The following is an 18,774-nucleotide window of genomic DNA, read 5'->3' as shown; positions in this document are numbered from 1 at the left end:
GTTCATGTCCTTGATTGACAACCATTCTCGTTTCCATTGGAATAGGCAACAGGCCGCTTCTGGCCTGTCAGCCCGGTTCCTGCCTGTGTACGTCTGCATCTGCAACGGAGTCACCGACCACCAGATCCGTGAAGCGGCCTCACAGGGCGTCACCTCAGTGGGCGAGCTGACCATGCGTACCGGTTGCGGCGCAACCTGCGGTTCCTGCCTGGACATGGCCGGTGATCTGCTGGCCAAGGCGTTGAACACCCACGACCTGCCGCTGCCGGTGCTGGGCCTGCAGGCGGCCTGATCCGCCCTTCGCGCGGCGCCCACGCCACGCCCACATCCGGCTCACCGCTGGCCGTACTGGCCAATGCGCACGATTCGCGTTCCTTCACGCCTGCGCCCAAGGGGTTAAAGTGCCCGCGTTTTCAGCGCGCAGGAGCACCGCCATGAAGGGCGACACCAAGGTCATCGAATTCCTCAACAAGGTCCTCTACAACGAGCTGACCGCGATCAACCAGTACTTCCTGCACGCCAAGATGCTCAAGAACTGGGGCATCAAGGAACTGGCCGAGCATGAGTACAAGGAATCGATCGACGAGATGAAGCATGCCGACATGCTTGCCGACCGCATCCTGTTCCTCGAAGGCCTGCCGAACTTCCAGGCGCTGGGCAAGCTGCGCATCGGCGAGAACCCGACCGAGATCCTGCAGTGCGATCTGTCGCTGGAACGCGACGGTGTGGTCACCCTGCGCGAGGCCGTGGCGTATGCCGATTCGGTGGGCGATTACGTCAGCCGCCAGCTGTTCGTGAAGATCCTCGATTCGGAAGAGGAGCACATCGACTGGCTGGAAACCCAGCTTGACCTGATCGAGCGCATCGGCGAGCCGAAGTACCTGCTGAGCAAGCTGGAAGAGTGACCTGACGCCGGATCCGCGTAGCGTCGAGCTTGCTCGAACGATGATTCCCTGGCGTCGAGCAAGCTCGACGCTACCGGTTACCGGTGCTGCGCCAGATAGCCCGTCAGCGCCACCCGCGCACGGGCGAATTCGGCCACCAGCAGCGCGACCGCCACGGCGGGGCGCTTCAGGCTGCCACTGCGTGCTTCATGCTCGATGCGTGCAGCAACCGCCGACAGCGACAGCGCACCCACATTCGCACTGGATGATTTCAGGCTGTGCGCGACGGCCTGCAGGCGCGATTCATCGCCGTTCTGGGCGGCCAGCTGCAACTGCTGCACCATCGCCGGCGCATCTTCAAGAAAGACCGTAACGATCCGGGTGGCCGCGTCGCCGATCACCGCGTGCAGTTCGTCCAGCACATCGCGGTCGAGCACCGGTTGCTGCGGCGCCGCCTGCTTTCCTGGATCCTGCGGAGCCGAGCCATGCCCGGTTGATGGGGTGCGACTGCAAGGGTCCGTCAGCCGAGCATGGCTCGGCTCTACAGCAGGCAGGGGCAGTGACGCAGGTTTGCCCCCGGCCCAGCGCTGCAGCAGCGCATGCAACGCGGTGCGCGCGATCGGCTTGGACAGGTAGTCGTCCATGCCGGCCTGCAGGCAGCGCTCCCTGTCGCCGGCCATGGCATTGGCGGTCATCGCGATGATCGGCAGGCGCGTGCGCCCGGCCTCGGCTTCCTCGGCGCGCCAGCGGCGTGTGGCGGCATAGCCGTCAAGTACCGGCATCTGGCAATCCATCAGGACCACGTCCGAGCCGCCTTCGCGCAGCACAGCAAGCGCCTGCTCACCATCGGCGGCATGGCGGACATCGCACTGGAACACGCGCAGCAGTTGCTCGGCGACCATCCGGTTGACCGTGTTGTCCTCCACCAGCAGCACGCGCAGATGCAGCGGCGCCAGCGCCGCCGCCGCCGGCAGGGCTTCGGCACTGGCCAGCAGGGCAGAGGGCCGTGCGTGGGCTACCGGAGCGCCCAGCAGTGCATGCAGGGCGGCGTCTTCGAAGTCGGTGGGCAGCCGGTGCTGGCGGGCGCGCGCCGGCATGGCCTCGTCCTGCAGCCACAGTAGTTGCAGGGTGTCATCCTCGCCACGTTCGGCCACGACCTGCTGCAGCGTGGCCCCGCCATTGCGACGGGCACGTGCATCGGCCAGCAGCCAGGCCGGTGCCAGCTGCCCGGGGCCGGGGGCTGCCCGCAGGCGCTCGACCACGGCATCCAGCTGCGCGAGCACCTGTACCTGCAGACCGTGATGGGCCGCGATGCGCTGCACGCGCGCCTGCAGCATCGCATCGGTACTGAACAGCAGCAGGGCCGGGGTGCGTGCCATCGCAGGCAGGTCGCCGGGCACCTTCAGCAGCGGAATCTCGAACCAGAACGTGGCACCCTGGCCGGGCGTGGACTGCACGCCGATGCGGCCCTGCATCAGGTCGATGATGCGCTTGCAGATGGCCAGGCCCAGGCCGGTTCCGCCATAGATGCGGGTGGTCGAGGCGTCGGCCTGGCTGAAGGACTGGAACAGGCGGGCCTGCAATGCCGCATCGATGCCGATGCCGGTGTCGATGATCTCGAAGCGCAGCTGATGCTGCGCGGCCGCTTCGCCCAGGCGCAGCACGCGCAGCTGCACCTGGCCGCGTGCGGTGAACTTGATGGCGTTGGCCAGCAGATTGCTCAGCACCTGGCGCAGACGCACCGGATCACCGCGCACCGGCAGGCGTACCGACGGGTCCAGCTGCAACGCCAGTACCAGGCCCTTGTTGTCGGCGGCCCGCTGCATCAGCTGCACCACGCCGTCGAGCAGATCGCGCAGGTTGAAGCTGGTGATCTCCAGTTCCAGTGCCTGTGCTTCCAGCCGTGAGTAATCGAGGATGTCGTCGACGATGCGCAGCAGCTGTTGCGAGCTGGCCGACGCGGTGGCCAGCATCTGCCGCTGGTCATCGCCCAGCGGCCCGCGTGCGATCAGCTCCAGCATCGGCAGGATGCCGTTGAGCGGGGTGCGGATTTCGTGGCTCATCGTGGCCAGGAATTCGCCCTTGGCCAGCACCGCCGCCTCGGCTGCCTGCTTGGCCTGCAGCAGCTGCTGCTCCAGCTGGCCCTGGCGCTCGGTGGTCCGCCGCAGCTGGTCGCGCTCGCCAAGCAGTGCGTCATGCCCGCGCTGCAGCGCGCTCAGCGCATGCCGTTGCGCACGCAGGCGCAGGCTCGACAGCAGCAGCGCGCAGGCCACCACCGCCAGAGCCACCAGCAGCGCCGCCCACAGCGGCACCTCAGAGCACCGCGTTGTGGAAGTCGAAGTTCAGATCGCTGCCGGCCGACTGCACCATGTTGCCCTGGATGTAGTCGACACCGCCGACCCACATCGCCGCGGCGGCCTGCGGGTCTTCGATCTGCTGGCCGATGATCTGCAACCCGGCAGCGTGCGCCTGTTCGATCGCCCGGCGCAGTTCCTCGCGCGTGGCCGGGTTGGAATGGCTGCTGGAAAAGCGCGCGGCCATGCGCACGAACGACAGCGGCAGCTGGGTCAGCAGCGCGTCGGCGTCGGCGCCGGGCTCGAACTGGCTCAGGCAGAAACGTACGCCGGCACTGGCCATGCGCTGGCAGAACTGCTGCAACGGCACGGTGTGGATCAGCGCGTCGGGCAGGCGCACGTCGATCACCAGCGCGCTGCCGGGCAGATCGCGCTGCTGCAGCGATTCCAGCAGCCAGTCGCCGAAGGCATCGCGCTGCAGGGTGCGCAGCGACTGCGAAACGAACAGGTTCAGCGGCTGGGTGGCATGCCGGTACAGGTCCAGCAGGCCCAGCGCATGGTCCATCACCTGCTGGTCGAGGTCGGCGATGCGGCCGGCCGCTTCGGCCGCCGGAATCACCTGGCCGGCGGCCAGCACCGTGCCATCGGCCTGGCGCAGGCGCAGCAGCAGCTGGTACTGCGCGGTATTGCCACCGGCCACGGCGACGATCGGCTGGTAGGCCAGTTCCAGCTGGCCTTCCAGCAGGGCCAGGTGCTCCTGCTCGGTCACGGCCTGGCGATGCACGTGGCCGGCCACGCCTGCGCTGAGCAGGCGCGCCTGCAGGGTGGTTCTTTCCACCGCTTCCAGCGCGCTGCTGGCGTCGTCGAAGCCCGGCGACAACGGCGCATATCCGACCACGCCACGCAGGTGCACCGACTCGTCATCGCGGATCACGAAGGCGCGCGCCGAGAGCTGTTCGCGAAGGGTCGCGGCGATGCCTTCCAGCGAGTCTTCGCCGGCATTGCGGGCCAGCAGCAGGAAGCTGTTGTCGTTCAGGCGGGCCAGCAGATGCGGTTCGCCGGCCTCGGCCAGACGTTGCCCGGCCTGCACCATCAGCCGCTCGAAGGCGGCGTAGCCGTAGCGCTCGCGCAGCCCGAGGGCGCTGGCCACCTCGATGAAGAACACACCGCCCGCGTCGCGGTGGGCGAGCGCGGCATTGAGCTGCTGCAGCACATGGTGGCGCGTCGGCAGGCCGGTTTCCGGATTGCTGGTGGCCGGCGCACCGCCCACCCCCGGCAGCGTCGCGGCCTGCGCACGCGCACGGCGGATGCGGTTGGCCACGGCCGCGATCAGGTGACGGGGCCGGATCGGCTTGCTCAGGTAGTCATCGGCGCCACTGTCGAGCACTTCGAACTGGCGCTCCGGATCCGGGTCGCCGCTGAGGAACACGATCGGCAGCAGTTGCAGGCCAGGTTGCTGGCGGATCAGGGCGGTCAGCCGCATGCCATCCAGCCCCGGCAGGTGCAGGTCCATCAGGATCAGGTCGGGATGGTGTTCCTTGATGGCCTGCAGCGCGCCGTCGGCATCGCTGTGCACGATCGCCTGCATGCCGGCGCCGTGCAGCACGCTCTGCGCGAACAGAGCCTGGGCACGGTCGTCCTCGACGATCAGCACGCGATAGGGCGAGTCCGCAGGTGGCGGAGCCGGGTCCGAGTTGCCGGCGTCGGCCAGCACCGCCGCGCCAGGCAGCGCCGGGGGCACGAGCGGGGGCGGAGCCGTTGCCGCCGGGCTGGCCGGAGGCGGCGGTGTTGCCATCACCGGAGCCGTCACCAGGTGTGCCCAGCGCTGCCAGTGGTCGGCCGGCGGGGTTTCAGCGCGTCCCGGGCGGGCGCCCGCGGGGGATTCGTTTGCGGCCATCGGTGCTCCTGGTGTTCGCGTCCATTATGCGACAAGCTTGGTGATCAGCCGCTGCCGGATGGCCTTGTGACCGACGCCGAGCCGCCGCGTGCCAGCCAGCGCATGCCTTTCCACAGGGCGCGCCAGACCAGCCACACCGCCAGTGCACCGGCCAGGCTGCAGGCCAGCACCACCACCAGCGCGATCCACGGGTGCGCCAGCGCCAACGCCAGGCCGCCGATCACCACGGTGTCCTCGGCGGCGGAGGCCACCCAGTTGCTGGCCGGTTCCGGCGAGGTGTTGAGCAGGGCGCGGGTGCCCGCCTTCAGGCCATGGCTGGCCAACGCCACGCCGGCGCCGGCAGCGAGCGCGCCGGTTCCCAGCTGCCCATCCGGCGACAGCGTGGCGGCGGCGAGGAAGGCACCGGCCGGCACGCGTGCCAGGGTCTGCACCAGGTCCCAGGCCGAGTCCACGCCAGGGATCTTGTCGGCAAAGAATTCGGTGATCGCCAGTGCCGCGGACGTGCCCAGCACCCACCACGATTCGGTGGCCTGCAGGGCGGGCGGCAGGTCGACCCAGCCGAGCAGGCCGGCCAGGCCGACGCCGAACACGGTGAGGTAGACGCGGATGCCGGCCAGCCAGGCCAGCAGGATGCCGATCACGAACAGGTGGGCTTCGGTCATGGCGGTGCTCCGGCGACGGAACTGTGCAGGGGGCCACACTATCGGCGATGGCGTGGCTGAACGCCACAGACCGTGGCGGGCCACTGCGCAGGAAACCCACCCGTCCTGTCATACACTAGCCCGTCGTTTGCCACAGGGGCCGTACCGGTGTCGCCCTGGCGATGCCCCGGAATCCACCCATGAACAACCGCCCACCCATGCGCGTGCAGGTGCGCCTGCCGGGTGCCTCGCAGCCCCCCACCGACCGTCGCCGGCTGCTGGTGATCGGCGGCATCTGGCTGCTCAGCCTGGTGCTGGCGGTCCTCGGTGGCTGCTGGCTGGCTACCCCGCGCGATGCCCAGGGCCAGCGCCTGCAGGCTGCCGAGAAGCGCGCCGAGACGCTGCAAGGGCAACTGACCGAGCTGCGCCAGAAGCAGGCCACGCTGGAAGCCTCCGACCGCATCAGCCGCGCCGCCAATACCGAGGTGCAGTCCTCGCTGGCCGAGCGTGATGAGGAAATCGCCGGCCTGCGTGCCGACGTCGCCTTCTACGAGCGCCTGGTCGGCTCGACCAGCCAGCGCAAGGGGTTGAATACCCATTCCATCGAGTTCAGCCCGGAGACCGCCGGCACCTGGCAGTACACCGCCGTGCTGACCCAGAACCTCAACCGCGGTGCCATCAGCCAGGGGCAGATGCGCTTCACCGTGGAAGGCGTGAAGAACGGCAAGCTGGCCACGATCAGCTGGGATGATCTGCACCAGCGCAGCAAGGTACCGGGGCAGGAATACTCGTTCCGGTACTTCCAGCAGATCACCGGCAGCGTCATGCTGCCGGCTGACTTCACCCCGCAACGCGTGCGGGTGACATTGGGGAGTGGTACGGGGGGTACCACCCAGGTATTCGACTGGAAACAGGCCGGTGCGCCGGCCAGCAAAGGGGAGTAGGCAGATGTTCGGGAACAGCAAATCCAACCGTGATGGCCAGCTGGTGGTCGACGCCCTGATCGGCAACCAGGTGGTGATCCGCGGCGATGTGGAATTCAGTGGTGGCCTGTATGTGGAAGGCCGCATCCACGGCAAGGTGATCGCCGCCGAGGGCGCCAGTGGCGCGACCCTGACGGTGGCCGAGCACGGCGTGATCGAAGGCGAGATCCGTGCCCAGGTGGTGGTCATCAGTGGCCGCCTGGACGGCGATGTGCACGCCACCGAGAAGGTTGAACTGACGCCGAGCGCGCGGGTCAACGGCAACGTCCATTACCAGGTGGTGGAAATGAATGCGGGCGCCCAGCTGAACGGCCGCCTGATCCATGCCAGCGCCCCGATGGCGGCGCTGCCGGCCCCGGACGGCGATGAGGCCAATGCGGGCAAGGGCGACACCGCCGCGCGCCGCAAGCTGGCCGAGGCGATGGCTTGAAAGCCATCGTCGGCGCCCCCATGCTGACGCCATGAGCACGCTAGTCTCCCTGCCCGGCGCCACCCCGGCCGCCGCGCCCGATTACCAGTCGCTGGAGCGCCCGCTGAACTTCACCGAGTCGGCGGCCGCCAAGGTCAGATCCCTGATCCAGGAAGAGGGCAACCCCGACCTGGCCCTGCGCGTGTACATCGAAGGGGGCGGCTGTTCGGGCTTCCAGTACGGGTTCGAGTTCGACGAGAACCGGGCCGACGATGATCTGGCGGTGCAGACCAGCGGGGTGACCCTGCTGGTGGACCCGCTGAGCCTGCAGTACCTGATGGGCGCCGAGGTGGACTACACCGAGAGCCTGACCGGTGCCCAGTTCGTGATCCGCAACCCGAATGCCAAGACCACCTGCGGCTGCGGCAGCAGCTTCAGCATGTAGGCGGGGCGCGGGGCCTGCGTCCTGCGCCACAAGGTGTGTGGAGCAAGCTCCACACCCACGCAAAGCCTGCGGCTTGCCACCTGCAGCGATTGGCGGCACGCTTGGCGGATGCCCAATACTCCTTCGCCGCTTTCCGGTTTCGCCTTCGTGGGCGAACCGCTGGAGCGCGCCGATGCCCTGCGCGACGATGCCGAAGCACTGGCGCGCCTGTGGCCGGGCGCGCGCATCCTTGTTCTCGACCATGACGGCAGCGCCTTCACCGACGATGACGATCAACCGCTGGCGGTGACCGGCGCCGATATCGGCGGTGGCCCCGGTGCCGCGATCTTCCTCGGCCTGCGCGGCGAACAGGCCTGGTTTTCGGTCGAAGCCGCCAATGTAACCGTCGCTGCACCGCGTCGCCTCGACCTGCGGCAGGCCGCGTTGCTGTGGCCGATGGCCGATGCAACCGCCTTCAGCTACGCGCGCGGCATGTCCTACTGGCACGCGCGCACCCGCTTCTGTGGTGTGTGCGGCGGCGCCGTGGCGTTTGCACGCGGCGGTTTCGTGGGCCGTTGCGCGCAGTGCTCCACCGAGCACTACCCGCGTGTCGATCCCGCCGTGATCGTGGCGGTGGAAAACCAGGGCCGCCTGCTGCTCGGCCGCCAGTCGAACTGGGCGCCGCGCCGCTACTCAGTGCTGGCCGGCTTCGTCGAACCGGGCGAGACCTTCGAGCAGACCGTGGTGCGCGAAGTCCACGAGGAGAGCAAGGTGCGGGTGACCGCCTGCCAGTACCTCGGTTCGCAGCCGTGGCCGTTCCCCGGCGCGCTGATGGTCGGCTTCCGTGCACAGGCCCAGGACGACCTGCCGACGGTGGATGGTGAGCTGGAAGATGCGCGCTGGTTCAGTGCCGAAGAGGTGGGCGCTGCGCTGGCGCGTGATGCCCATGACGACGGACAGGGCATCCGCCTGTCACCGCCGATCTCGATTTCGCGTGGTCTGATCGAGCACTGGTACCACCAGCAGAAGGCGTGACGGCAGGCGGCCAGCGGGCGTGCAACGGCCCGGTATTGCCGCCACCTGAACACGGCCCGGGTTACAGTGCGGGCCATCCGTGAAGCGGCGGCTGCGACAGGTAAGGTAGCGGCGCCACGCGTTCTGTTTTGTAGGGAGACCTGCCATGTTCACCACTCTGGCCGCCGTGCTGGTTGCACTGGCCCTGGGCCATGTCGCTCCGGCCGCTGCCGCTTCGCTGCGTCGCTTCGATGGCTTCCGGCGTTGGCTGGGCTGGCTGGACGGGCGCGGTGGCAAGGCCTGGCATGGACCGGCAGGTGTCGCCCTTGCCTTGCTGCCGCCACTGCTGTTGATGGCGTTGCTGGCATGGCTGCTGCGCGGGGTGCTGTTCGGGCTGCCGTCGCTGCTGCTGGGGGTGGTGGTGCTGGCGTGGTGCTGGGGCCCGCGCGACCTGGATCGCGATATCGAGGCGGTCATCGATGCCGATGATGCGGCGACCCGGCAGGCGGCCATGCGCAACCTGCAGGCCGCCGGCGGCAGCCTGCGCGAGGACGTACCGTCGCTGGTGGAAGCCACCGTGCTCAATGCACTGCGGCGCTGGTTTGCGGTGCTGTTCTGGTTCCTGTTGCTTGGCCCGGCCGGTGCCCTGGGCTATCGATTGCTGGCGCTGATGGCGGAAAGCCCGATGCGCGCTCGTGTTCCGGCCGAGCCGCTGGCAGTGGCGCAGCGGCTGCTGGGCTGGATCGAGTGGCCGGTGGCGCAGCTGATGGCGTTCTCGATGGCGCTGGTCGGCAATTTCGATACGGCGTGGAAAGCGTGGCGGCAGGCGCACGGCGAGCGTCTGGCCGGAGGCATCGCCTTCCTCGGCGCGGTGGCACGCGCCAGCGTCAACGCCGAACTGCGCGAGGACGCGCACGATTACACCGAAGCGGGCTTGTTGCCGGTGTGGCAGCGCCTGCCGGAACTGCGTGATGCGATGAGTCTGGTGTGGCGGATGCTGCTGCTGTGGCTGGCCGTGCTGGCCCTGCTGGTGATTGCAGGCTGGGTGACGTAGGTGCTTTGCAGGGCTTGCAGCCCTGCACCTGCAGAGGCTGAAGCCAAAGCCAAAGCGGCTCTGGATTGCTGAGGGTTGGGCGGGGCGGTGTGGGGCTGCAGGACACGCCGTAAACCCATCCATGGGGGCTCGATGGCGCCATCCATGGCGCCAACGGTCCTGCAGCCCCACACCGCCCCACCCCCGACAGTTTCCCGGTGACGGCGGGTCAACTGAGATTTTCGGTAGGTGTCGACCTTGGTCGACACGGTAGATCCACGCCATGCGTGGATGCGAGCGAAGCGATCCGCTTCTGATCTTCTCTTTCTTTTCCGTGGTGGACGCGCCCGGCCAACCCCCAGGCTTCCACCTTCAGATGTCGCGCCACCACGAGGGGCCGCGCCGTTGGCCGGAAACCTAGATCGGTGCCAGCGCGGTGAACGGCGCCCACGGCAGGTTGCGCAGCAGCGCATAGCCGGGCAGCAGCCACAGCCAGAAGGTGGGGTTGGCCAGCACCCGCATCAGCGGGTCGAGCAGGCGAGGGCGGAAGCCAGCGGCATTGAGCAGCATCAGCAGCAGGAAGGGCAGGCTGACGACCAGCAGCGGGTTCATCGCCATTGCGCCGGGCAGGTCGAAGTGGACCAGTGAATACAGGCAGCGGGTGCTGCCACAGCCCGGGCAATACAGCCCGGTCAGCGCGTACAGCGGGCAGCTCGGCAACGGGTTGCCGGCAACATATGGATTGACGTGGCGCAGCACGACCGCAGCACCTGCGGCCAGACCGGTGGCGGCCAGCAGCGGCGCCCAGCGGGCGAAGCGGGAATGGGCAGGACGGGCTGACATGTGGCAACGGATCCGGCGCGGGCGCCGGATCCGTCCGGAGGCATCAGTAGCTGCTGCCGCCGCTCATGGCGCCCATGCCGCCGACAGCCACGATGAGGATGCCGTACAGCACGCCCACCACGACGGCGGCGATGGCCGACCAGATGGCCCACTTCTTGGCCTTGGCGGCCGAATCCTGGGCACCGGCGACGTCGCCTGCGGCCAGCTTGCCGTTGACCTGGGCGGCGTAGACGATCGACACGATGCCCGCCGGCAGGCAGCAGAACAGGGTGGACAGGATTGCCCAGACCAGATTGTTCGGGACCTGCGGAGTAGCGGTGTTCATGGGTTCAAGCTCCTTGATGGGTGGTGGTGGTGAATCAATGGTCGGAAAGAGCGCCCAGCACAGCCAAGCCGCCGAACAGCCCGAACCACAACAGCAACAGGACCGGCAGCGCCACGGCCGAAGCCACGGCCCACCAGCCTGCCTTGCGCGACGCATCGTAGGCGCCGGGAAGATCGCCGGCCGCGCGGCGGCCATCGACCTGGGAGGCATAGACGATCGACACCACGCCCAGCGGCAGGCAACAGAACAGCGTCGTCAGGATCGCCCAGACCAGATGGTTGGGGATGTAGACCGGACGGCTGAGCGGTGGTGGTTGATTCAAAGCAAGACTCCATTCCTTGGTGGCTGGACCCCGGTGAACGTGGCCAACCTCCCCCCTGTGGGTGCGTAATCTACCGCAACCGGCGTTGCATGTATGCGTTTACATCGGCGACATGGCGCCACCTGCACTTGACGGTGGCGTATGCCAGGGGCTTGTGTGAGCCCGGACTGCTGCGTCAGGCGTGATCGCCACGCAGGGCGCGGACCTGGGCTTCCAGGGTGGCGGCGTCGGTGCGATGGCCGTCCACGGCCGGCGCGGCCACCACGTCGATGGTGGCGCGGAAGCGGCGTGGCACGCGCATGCGGCCCAGGCGGCTGTCGCGCCGGCTCCACATGCTCGACCACATGCCCTGCAGCGCCATCGGCACCACCGGCACCGGCCGCCGTTCGAGGATCTTCTCGACGCCGGACTTGAACGGCGCCATCGCGCCATCCCTGGTCAACGCGCCTTCGGGGAAGATGCAGACCAGCTCGCCCTCGGCCAGCGCCGCATCGATCTCGTCGAACGCGCGCTGCATCAGTGCCGGGTCTTCGCGCGCACCGGCAATCGGGATCGCCTTGGCGGTGCGGAAGATCCAGCGCATCACCGGGATGTTGAAGATCCGGTAGTACATGACGAACCGTACCGGACGCGGGATCGTCGCCGACAGGATCAACGCATCCATGTAGCTGACGTGGTTGCAGACCAGCAGTGCAGCGCCTTCGTCGGGCACGTTGGCCTCGATGCCGTGCGGGCGCAGCCGGTACAGGGTGCGCACCATCAACCAGCTGAGGAAGCGCATCAGGAATTCGGGGACGATGGTGAAGATGTAGATCGCCACCACGGCATTGGCGATGGCCAGTGCCAGGAACTGCTGCGGAATGGTCCAGTGCAGCAGCTTATGCGCGGCCAGCGACAACAGCGCGGCGGCCACGATGAAGCCTGAGTTCTGGATGTTCAGCGCGGCGAACACGCGCGACATCTGTGCCTTCGGCGTGCGGCTCTGGATCAGCGCGAACAGCGGCACCACGAAGATGCCGGTGAACAGGCCGATACCGACAAGATCGATGACGATGCGCAGGCTCCCCGGCTGCTGCAGGAACGTGCCGATGGTCAACCCGTGCGCAGTCGCCTCGCCGCTGCGGGCGAAGTACAGATCCAGCAGGAACGCGGTCATGCCGAACGCGCCCAGCGGCACCAGGCCGATTTCCACGGTGCGCGCCGACAGCTTCTCGCACAGCAGCGAGCCGACCCCGGTGCCGACCGAGAACAGGGCCAGTGCGAAGATGTACAGGGTCGGTTCGCCACCAAGGTTGGCGACCGCGTACGCCGGCAGCTGCGAGGTCAGCACGGTGCCGACGAACCAGAACCAGGACACGCCCAGGATCGCGTTGCGCACGGCCTTCTGCTGGCGCGCCATGCGCAGGACCGCCAGCGATTCGGGCAGCGGGTTCCAGTTGATCTTCAGATTCGGGTCGCCGGCATCGACCTTGGGAATCAGCCGCGCGGCGATGTTGCCGCAGACCGCCAGCGCGATGATCGCGCATGCCGCCACCACCGTGCCGTGGCTGCCGGCCACCGTGAACACCAGGCCGCCGACGATCATGCCGGAGAGGATCGACATCGAGGTGCCCATCTCGACCAGGCCGTTGCCGCCGGTCAGTTCTTCAGGCTTGAGCACCGAGGGCAGCACCGAGTACTTCACCGGGCCGAACAGGGTCGACTGCATGCCGGTGCAGAACAGCGCGACCAGCAACACCGGCAGGCTCTGGATCAGGAAGCCGGTGGCGGCCAGCGACATGATCACGATCTCCATGGTGGTGGTGATCACGATCAGCCGCGATTTTTCCAGTTTGTCGGCGATCTGCCCGGCCAGAGCCGAGAACAGGAAGTACGGCAGGATGAAGATGGCCGGTGCCAGCGTGGCGTACAGGCCCAGTTCCTCTTCCGGAACGGCCATGAACAGCAGCATGCTGATGATGGCCTGCCGGTACACATTGTCGTTGAACGCCCCAAGCGCCTGTACGACGAAGAACGGCAGGAAACGGCGCTGGCGCAGCAGGGCAAACTGGTTGTGACCGGACATGGAGCCTCCTTGACCGGCGCAGCCTAGCATTCCTGCCCATCCGCTGTGGGTGCGGACCGTTGGTCCGCACACCTGGAAACCTCAGACGATATCGTCGACCACGCCGCCGTCCACGCGCAGCGCCGCACCGGAGGTGGCCGAGGCCTGCACCGAAGCCAGGTACACCACCATGTTGGCCACCTCCTCGACCGTGGTGGCCCGCTGCAGGACCGAGGTCGGGCGATGTTCCATCACGAACTCGCGGCCGATCTGCTCCAGCGGCTTGCCACTGCGCTGGCGTTCATCTTCGAACATCGCGGCGAAACCATCGGAGAGGGTCGGGCCGGGCAGTACCGCGTTGACGGTGACGCCACTGCCGGCCACGCGTTTGGCCAGGCCGCGCGACAGCGACAGCTGCGCAGTCTTGCTGACGCCGTAGTGGATCATGTCGGCCGGGATGTTGCGTGCCGATTCGGAGGAAATGAACAGCACGCGGCCCCAGCCGGCCGCGACCATCGCGGGCAGCAGGGCACGCGACAGGCGCACGCCGGACATCACGTTGGTCTGCCAGTAGCGGTCCCAGGTGGCGTCGTCGGTCTCGAAGAAATCCTCCGGCCCGAAGATGCCGGCATTGTTGACCAGGATATCGACCCTGGGCAGGCCGGCCAGCAGCGTGTCGACGCCGGCCGCATCGGACAGGTCCGCGGCGACGCCGATCACCTCGGCCCCCGGAACAGCGGCGAGCAGCTGCAGGCGTGCGCGTTCGACGCTGTCGGCGCTGCGGCCGTTGAGGATGATCCGCGCACCGGCGCCGGCCAGGCCCTGCGCGATGGCCAGCCCGATGCCGGCGGTGGAGGCGGTGACCAGCGCGGTGCGGCCGCTGAGTTCGATCTTCATGGCGGGAATCCGTGAGCAGGGGTCACCCAGTATCCGCGCGGCTGCGTGATCGGGCTGCAGCGTCAGGCGCAACGCGCTGTTGCGTCGCTGGTAGCGCCGGGCCATGCCCGGCGGCACGTTGTCAGGTGAGCGTACGCACCGCCTCATTGGCCGCTGCCCGCAGCTTCGGCAGCAGGCGCAGCACCAGCGCCATCTGCGTGCGGATCAGCTGCAGCTTCGGCGGCATCGCGTCGTCGATCTGTTCCAGTTCGGCGGCCACCGCGCGGTCGGCATCATTGTCATCCTCGGTCACCGGCTGGCGTGCAGTGAGGGCGCCCGCCAGCTGCTGCAGCGCCTTGCGCACGCGCTCGCCGGCGGCCAGCGCCAGCGGATCACCGGCATAGCTGTCGACCTGGTCGCGGTGTGCGCCGAGGGCCGACAGGTGGCCGAGCAAGGTGTTGGACAAGGCCAGGAAATGGAAGCCGGCATCCAGATTGCGACGCACATGCCCAGGCTCGCGCAGCATGTTCGACAACGCGGTGGACAGCGCGGCGTCGGCATTGTGCATGTCGCGGCGGGCGACGCGGTAGGCGAGGTCGTCGCGCATGCCGCTGCGGTACTGGCCCAGCACCGATTCGAGATAGCGGGCGGCGGTCTCCAGCACGCGTGCCAGCACCCGATGCAGCTGGCGGCCTTGCCAGTCGGGCAGGACCAGGAACGCGGCGGCGGCGGCGATCGCACAGCCCAGCAGGGTATCGACCATGCGCGGCACGATCAGCACGAAGCCGTCGCCGATCAGGTTGAAGCAGGTCAGTGCCATCACCGTGATCGCCGCCGACGCCACCAGGTAGCGGTCGGTCCGGGTGAAGAAGAACAGCAACGCCGACAGCAGCGCGATCAGCAACTGCACATGCAGCTGTGGGAACAGTTGCAGCAACGCCCAGGTGAGCACCAGGCCGGCCAGGGTGCCGACGATGCGCTGGGCCAGGCGCTGCCGCGTGGCGCCGAAGTTGGGCCGGCACACGAACACGATGGTCAGCAGCACCCACGAGCCGTTCTGTGCATTGAACAGGCGGATCGCTGCGAAACCGACGATCAGCGCCAGCGCCATGCGCAGGCCGTGGCGGAACAGCACCGACCCGGGCGTGAGCTGCTGGCGCAGGCGCACGCCCATCTCTCCCAGCGTGTGCGGGTTGCTGTCGCGCAGCCGCGTATCGACGTTGTCGAGGCTGGCCTCGGAGCGCTCGGCATCGAGCAGGCGGCGCTCGATGCTGCGCAGGTTGTGCACCAGCAGGTCCAGCGAACCGAGCAGGCGTTGCCACTGCGGGCGCTGCTGGTCACGCAGGTAAGCCAGCGCATCGGCCAGATCGCGCCCGGCCTGCTGGTTGCTCTGGCCATACACGAACGGACGGCGCAGCCGGATCGCCTCGCCCAGCCGCGTGCAGGCCTGGCCCTGCAGGTCGAGCAGGCGCTGGCAGCGGTACAGCACGTCGCTGTGGAAGAAGGCATCGACCAGCGCGCCATACGGGTAGTGCGAGGAGCTGGCGCGCTCGTGGAAATCCTGCGCCATGTAGTACAGCCGCAGGTACAGGCCGGAGTTCACGCCGGGTCGGCCGGAGCGGCCGAAGCGGGCCAGGATCGCAGCTTTCGCTTCGTTCAATGCACCGACCACGCGCCGGTTCTGCTCGGCCAGGTCGAGCTGGCGGCGCTGCAGGTCCGTCTCGCGCACCGGCTCGAACAGGGCGGCCTTCAACTGCAGGTAGCGACCCAGTTCCTGGTACAGCCGCGCCACGCGTTCGCGCACCGGTCGGTTGGCAAACAGCGCGGTCCACAGGATCGACAGCAGGCCGTACCAGAGCGCACCGGCCAGCAGGTGGCTGACCGCCTCCAGCGCAGTGTGCAGGTCGCTGGCACCATGCTGCTCCAGGCCGATCATGGTGTAGATGGCCAGCGTCACCGTGGCCTGGGCAATGGACGCATAGCGCTCGCCGAGCGCACCCAGCAGGGTCAGGCCGAAGGTGGACAGCGCCAGCGCGCCGATGAAGATCCACGGCCACGGGAACAGCCAGATGACCGAGGCCGCGGCGATGCAGAAACACAGCAGTGACAGTGCCACGGCCTTGGTCCTGCCCCACGCGTTGTCGTCGGTCTCGGCGATGGCGCTGGCGATGATGCCGAGGAACACGCCGGGCAGCGCCGTGAGCGCATCCAGCTGCCAGCACACCGCCATCGCCGCGCTCAGGGCGATGAACACGCGCAGGCCATAACTGGCCTTTTCGTGGGCCCACAGGCGGCTGAGGCGGGATTGGCGGGTGGACATGCAGGCTCGGCGGAAGGATCTCCCACCATTATTGCGGGGGGCGCGTGAAATGGGGGGGGTGCGGATTGATATACCGACCGATGTGCGGACCAACGATCCGCACCCACCGAATCCGGTAGCGCCGCGCCATGCGCGGCGGACAGGCAAAACCGTCGGGCACGGCCCGGCGCTACCGAGGTTGGGTTACATCTCCCAGCGCACGCTCAGAGCCAGGGTGCGTGGCAGGCCGATGCCGGCGTTGGACCAGTAGCGGCGGTTGGCCAGGTTCTCCACGCTGGCGCGAAGCACGACCGGATGGCCGGAGGCCAGCAGGCGATAGCCCACGCCCGCGTTGACCAGGGTGTAGTCGGGCAGCTTGAGGGTGTTGTCGGCGTCGTACCAGACATCGCCGTAGTAGCGCGCCACCGCGTAGGTTTCCAGCCCATCCAGCCACGGCAGCTGGTAGGTGGCATGCAGCACGCCGTTCCAGCGGGCAGCGCCGGCGGTGCGGTTGCCTTCCTGCGACGCGCTGTCCGGTGACAGGCGATCGTAGGTCGGGTCCAGCCAGGTCACGCCGCCGCCGACGGTCAGTGTGTCGGTCAGGTGCAGGTCGGCGCTGGCCTCGACGCCTTCGTACAGGGTGATGCCGTCCTGCACCAGGCGCTTGCCGGCGGGGGTGAGCGCATCGATGGTGGCGCCACGCTCCAGCCGGAACGCGGCCACGTTGGCGTTCCAGCGCGACGCCTCCACCTTGGCGCCGATCTCGTACTGCTTGCTGAGGGTCGGGTCCAGCACGTCGCCGGCATTGATGTAGCCGGTGCCGACGCGGCTGCCGGCTTCAAGCGATTCGATGTAGCTGGCGTACAAGGTCACGTCCTCGCGCGGCTTGAACATCAGCGCGTAGGTCGGGGTCACCGGATAGGTGTGGTAGCGGCCCTTGGTTTCGTAGTCGTTGTAGCGCCAGCCGGCCAGCAGCGACCAACCGCCGCCGAGGTCGACGGTGTCGCTGGCGAACACGGCCGTCTGCACGGTTTCATCGCCACGGCTCATCACCCGCGAGCCCACTGCATCGTGGCGCAGTGGCGAACGCTGGTAGAGGTTGGCGCGGCCGATCAGGTTCCATTCGTACGGGCGGTCCCAGCCCAGCCCGGTCTGGTGACTGAGCCCTGCCACCAGCTGGTGCGCGAGCCTGCCGGTGCGGAAGCTGCCCTGGACCTGCGCCTGTGCCAGCTTCCACCCGCTCTTGCCGCCCAGCTCGTAGACATTGACGTCGTAGTCACCGTTGGGCGAGTCGATGTAGGCGAAGATCTTGTTGACGTCATTCCAGGAGGTGGTGACGCCATAGCTGAGACTGGCCTTCCAGGCGCTGTTGATCTGCCAGTCCAGCGCGGTCGAGAGCAGGCTGGAGCGGGTGTCGTAGTAGGTGCCGGGAACGCCGTTGTCGATGTCGCCGGCGATCGGCCACGGTACCGAGGTCAGGCCGCGGAAGTAATACTGCGGCGCTTCGCCGCTGAGGTCACGGGCCTGGAACACGCCGTCGAAGGTCCAGGTGAGCGCATCGCTCAGGCGCGCGTCCAGCGACAGCGCACCGACCTTGCGGTCGACCTGGCCACCGTTGAAGGTTTCGCCCTTTTCCCGGTACGCATTGAAGCGGTAGCCGAACATCTGCTCGTTGCCGAAGCGGCCGCCGGCATCGATGCCGCCACTGATGATGCCCTGCTCGCGCCAGCCCAGCTGCGCCGAGAACGTGGGGCTGTCGGTCGGCTTCCTGGTCACGTAGTTGACGAGGCCGCCGGGGGCACCGAAGCCGTACAGGAAGCCGGCGGGTCCCTTCAGCAGCTCGACCTGTTCCATCACTTCCAGCGGCCACTCGGTGCCCCACGAAGACACCTGCAGGCCGTTGACCCGATAGCTGTCAAAGTTCAGGTCGATGCCACGGTTGCGGATCGGCGAGCTCCAGCCACTGGCGTAGGCACTGACCTGGGTGGTCACCGACGGGTCGAGCGCGAACGCTTCGCCCAACGACACCACCTGGCGTTGCTCGATCTGCTCACGGCCCACTGCGGTGATGGCGAACGGCGTATCGCGCAGGGCGCGATCGCCGAGGGCGCCGGTTTCGGCATGGGTGCGTTCGGCGGTGACCTTGACCGCATCCAGCTCGGTGGCGCTGCGGCTGCGGGCGCTGCGTTCGGGAGCGGACTGGGCCTGTGCGGCGCAGGCCACGGACAGGGAAACGGCAAGCAGGGCCGGGCGGCACAGCGGATGCAGGGACATGGTGGGCTGATCCTCGGCGGACGGCCACGGGCCATCCGCCCACACGTGGGGGAAAGGTCGGTGGCTGGGATCACGCAGGCTGGCAGGAGGTGGCAGCGGGGCGCCGCTCGCGGGCGCAGGACCATGGCTGGATGCGGATTGTTCTCTTTTCGCTGGGGCGCGTCAAACCTGTCGGCGTGCAGAGTGCGGACCAGCGGTCCGCACCCACCAAC

17 protein-coding genes are annotated in these 18,774 nt (G+C 68.1%); 7 read left to right on the top strand and 10 right to left on the bottom strand.

The features are described from left to right. Positions 1-85 precede the first annotated feature (85 nt). Together AC5YGJ_RS18405 and bfr are read left to right on the top strand one after the other, a co-directional pair. Positions 86-292: a (2Fe-2S)-binding protein gene (locus AC5YGJ_RS18405; protein ID WP_107232914.1), complete on the top strand. Its 207-nt coding sequence runs from the start codon at positions 86-88 to the stop codon at positions 290-292. Positions 293-434: 142 nt separating this feature from the next. After that, a complete protein-coding gene (bfr, locus tag AC5YGJ_RS18400) occupies positions 435-905 on the top strand; it encodes a bacterioferritin (protein WP_005414691.1) in 471 nt (156 codons plus the stop codon). Between the two features lie 77 nt (positions 906-982). On the opposite strand, the gene AC5YGJ_RS18395 is transcribed toward bfr, so the two are convergent. Genes AC5YGJ_RS18395 through AC5YGJ_RS18385 form a run of 3 tightly spaced genes read right to left on the bottom strand, consistent with a single transcriptional unit; the run spans position 983 to position 5,737 of the window. Beyond that, a complete protein-coding gene (locus tag AC5YGJ_RS18395; RefSeq protein WP_496187359.1) occupies positions 983-3,196 on the bottom strand; it encodes an ATP-binding protein in 2,214 nt (737 codons plus the stop codon). Position 3,197: 1 nt separating this feature from the next. Then, positions 3,198-5,075 carry an EAL domain-containing protein gene (locus tag AC5YGJ_RS18390; protein ID WP_496187358.1) on the bottom strand — a complete coding sequence of 626 codons (1,878 nt, stop codon included), beginning with the start codon at positions 5,073-5,075 and terminating at the stop codon, positions 3,198-3,200. A 44-nt stretch (positions 5,076-5,119) separates the two neighbouring features. After that, positions 5,120-5,737 carry a DUF4126 domain-containing protein gene (locus tag AC5YGJ_RS18385; protein ID WP_496187357.1) on the bottom strand — a complete coding sequence of 206 codons (618 nt, stop codon included), beginning with the start codon at positions 5,735-5,737 and terminating at the stop codon, positions 5,120-5,122. A gap of 179 nt (positions 5,738-5,916) precedes the next feature. Here AC5YGJ_RS18385 and AC5YGJ_RS18380 point away from each other — a divergent pair, with 179 nt between their 5' ends. From AC5YGJ_RS18380 to ampE, 5 genes are all read left to right on the top strand, one after another. After that, positions 5,917-6,660, top strand: coding sequence for a DUF6776 family protein (locus tag AC5YGJ_RS18380; protein WP_496187356.1), 744 nt, complete (start codon positions 5,917-5,919; stop codon positions 6,658-6,660). A gap of 4 nt (positions 6,661-6,664) precedes the next feature. Beyond that, complete coding sequence (locus AC5YGJ_RS18375; protein WP_249842656.1) at positions 6,665-7,129, top strand: bactofilin family protein; 465 nt, start codon at positions 6,665-6,667, stop codon at positions 7,127-7,129. Between the two features lie 31 nt (positions 7,130-7,160). Beyond that, positions 7,161-7,553, top strand: coding sequence for an iron-sulfur cluster insertion protein ErpA (erpA, locus tag AC5YGJ_RS18370; RefSeq protein ID WP_057497547.1), 393 nt, complete (start codon positions 7,161-7,163; stop codon positions 7,551-7,553). Between the two features lie 108 nt (positions 7,554-7,661). Next, positions 7,662-8,567: an NAD(+) diphosphatase gene (gene nudC, locus AC5YGJ_RS18365; protein ID WP_496187355.1), complete on the top strand. Its 906-nt coding sequence runs from the start codon at positions 7,662-7,664 to the stop codon at positions 8,565-8,567. Positions 8,568-8,712: 145 nt separating this feature from the next. Continuing rightward, positions 8,713-9,600, top strand: coding sequence for a regulatory signaling modulator protein AmpE (ampE, locus tag AC5YGJ_RS18360; protein WP_249842658.1), 888 nt, complete (start codon positions 8,713-8,715; stop codon positions 9,598-9,600). A gap of 396 nt (positions 9,601-9,996) precedes the next feature. On the opposite strand, the gene AC5YGJ_RS18355 is transcribed toward ampE, so the two are convergent. The 7 genes from AC5YGJ_RS18355 to AC5YGJ_RS18325 all read right to left on the bottom strand — a co-directional run bounded on the left by AC5YGJ_RS18355 (position 9,997) and on the right by AC5YGJ_RS18325 (position 18,562). Continuing rightward, entirely contained in the window at positions 9,997-10,422 is a 426-nt protein-coding gene (locus tag AC5YGJ_RS18355; RefSeq protein ID WP_107233262.1) for a DUF2752 domain-containing protein, read from the bottom strand. A gap of 43 nt (positions 10,423-10,465) precedes the next feature. Beyond that, a complete protein-coding gene (locus AC5YGJ_RS18350; RefSeq protein WP_107233261.1) occupies positions 10,466-10,747 on the bottom strand; it encodes a CD225/dispanin family protein in 282 nt (93 codons plus the stop codon). 34 nt (positions 10,748-10,781) lie between these two features. Then, entirely contained in the window at positions 10,782-11,069 is a 288-nt protein-coding gene (locus AC5YGJ_RS18345) for a CD225/dispanin family protein (RefSeq protein WP_057497552.1), read from the bottom strand. A gap of 175 nt (positions 11,070-11,244) precedes the next feature. Then, positions 11,245-13,134, bottom strand: a complete 1,890-nt coding sequence (locus AC5YGJ_RS18340; RefSeq protein ID WP_249842660.1) for an MFS transporter — start codon at positions 13,132-13,134, stop codon at positions 11,245-11,247. An 81-nt stretch (positions 13,135-13,215) separates the two neighbouring features. Continuing rightward, complete coding sequence (locus AC5YGJ_RS18335; RefSeq protein WP_309338712.1) at positions 13,216-14,010, bottom strand: SDR family NAD(P)-dependent oxidoreductase; 795 nt, start codon at positions 14,008-14,010, stop codon at positions 13,216-13,218. 121 nt (positions 14,011-14,131) lie between these two features. After that, positions 14,132-16,309 carry a YccS family putative transporter gene (yccS, locus tag AC5YGJ_RS18330; RefSeq protein ID WP_496187354.1) on the bottom strand — a complete coding sequence of 726 codons (2,178 nt, stop codon included), beginning with the start codon at positions 16,307-16,309 and terminating at the stop codon, positions 14,132-14,134. Positions 16,310-16,492: 183 nt separating this feature from the next. After that, on the bottom strand, positions 16,493-18,562 hold the full coding sequence (locus tag AC5YGJ_RS18325) for a TonB-dependent siderophore receptor (protein ID WP_496187353.1): 2,070 nt from the start codon (positions 18,560-18,562) through the stop codon (positions 16,493-16,495). Positions 18,563-18,774: the final 212 nt, after the last annotated feature.

The sequence above is a fragment of the Stenotrophomonas sp. CS3K5 genome, assembly GCF_059515225.1.
Note: the sequence above shows the minus strand (reverse complement) of the source record. Positions and strands in the feature narration are given on the sequence as shown.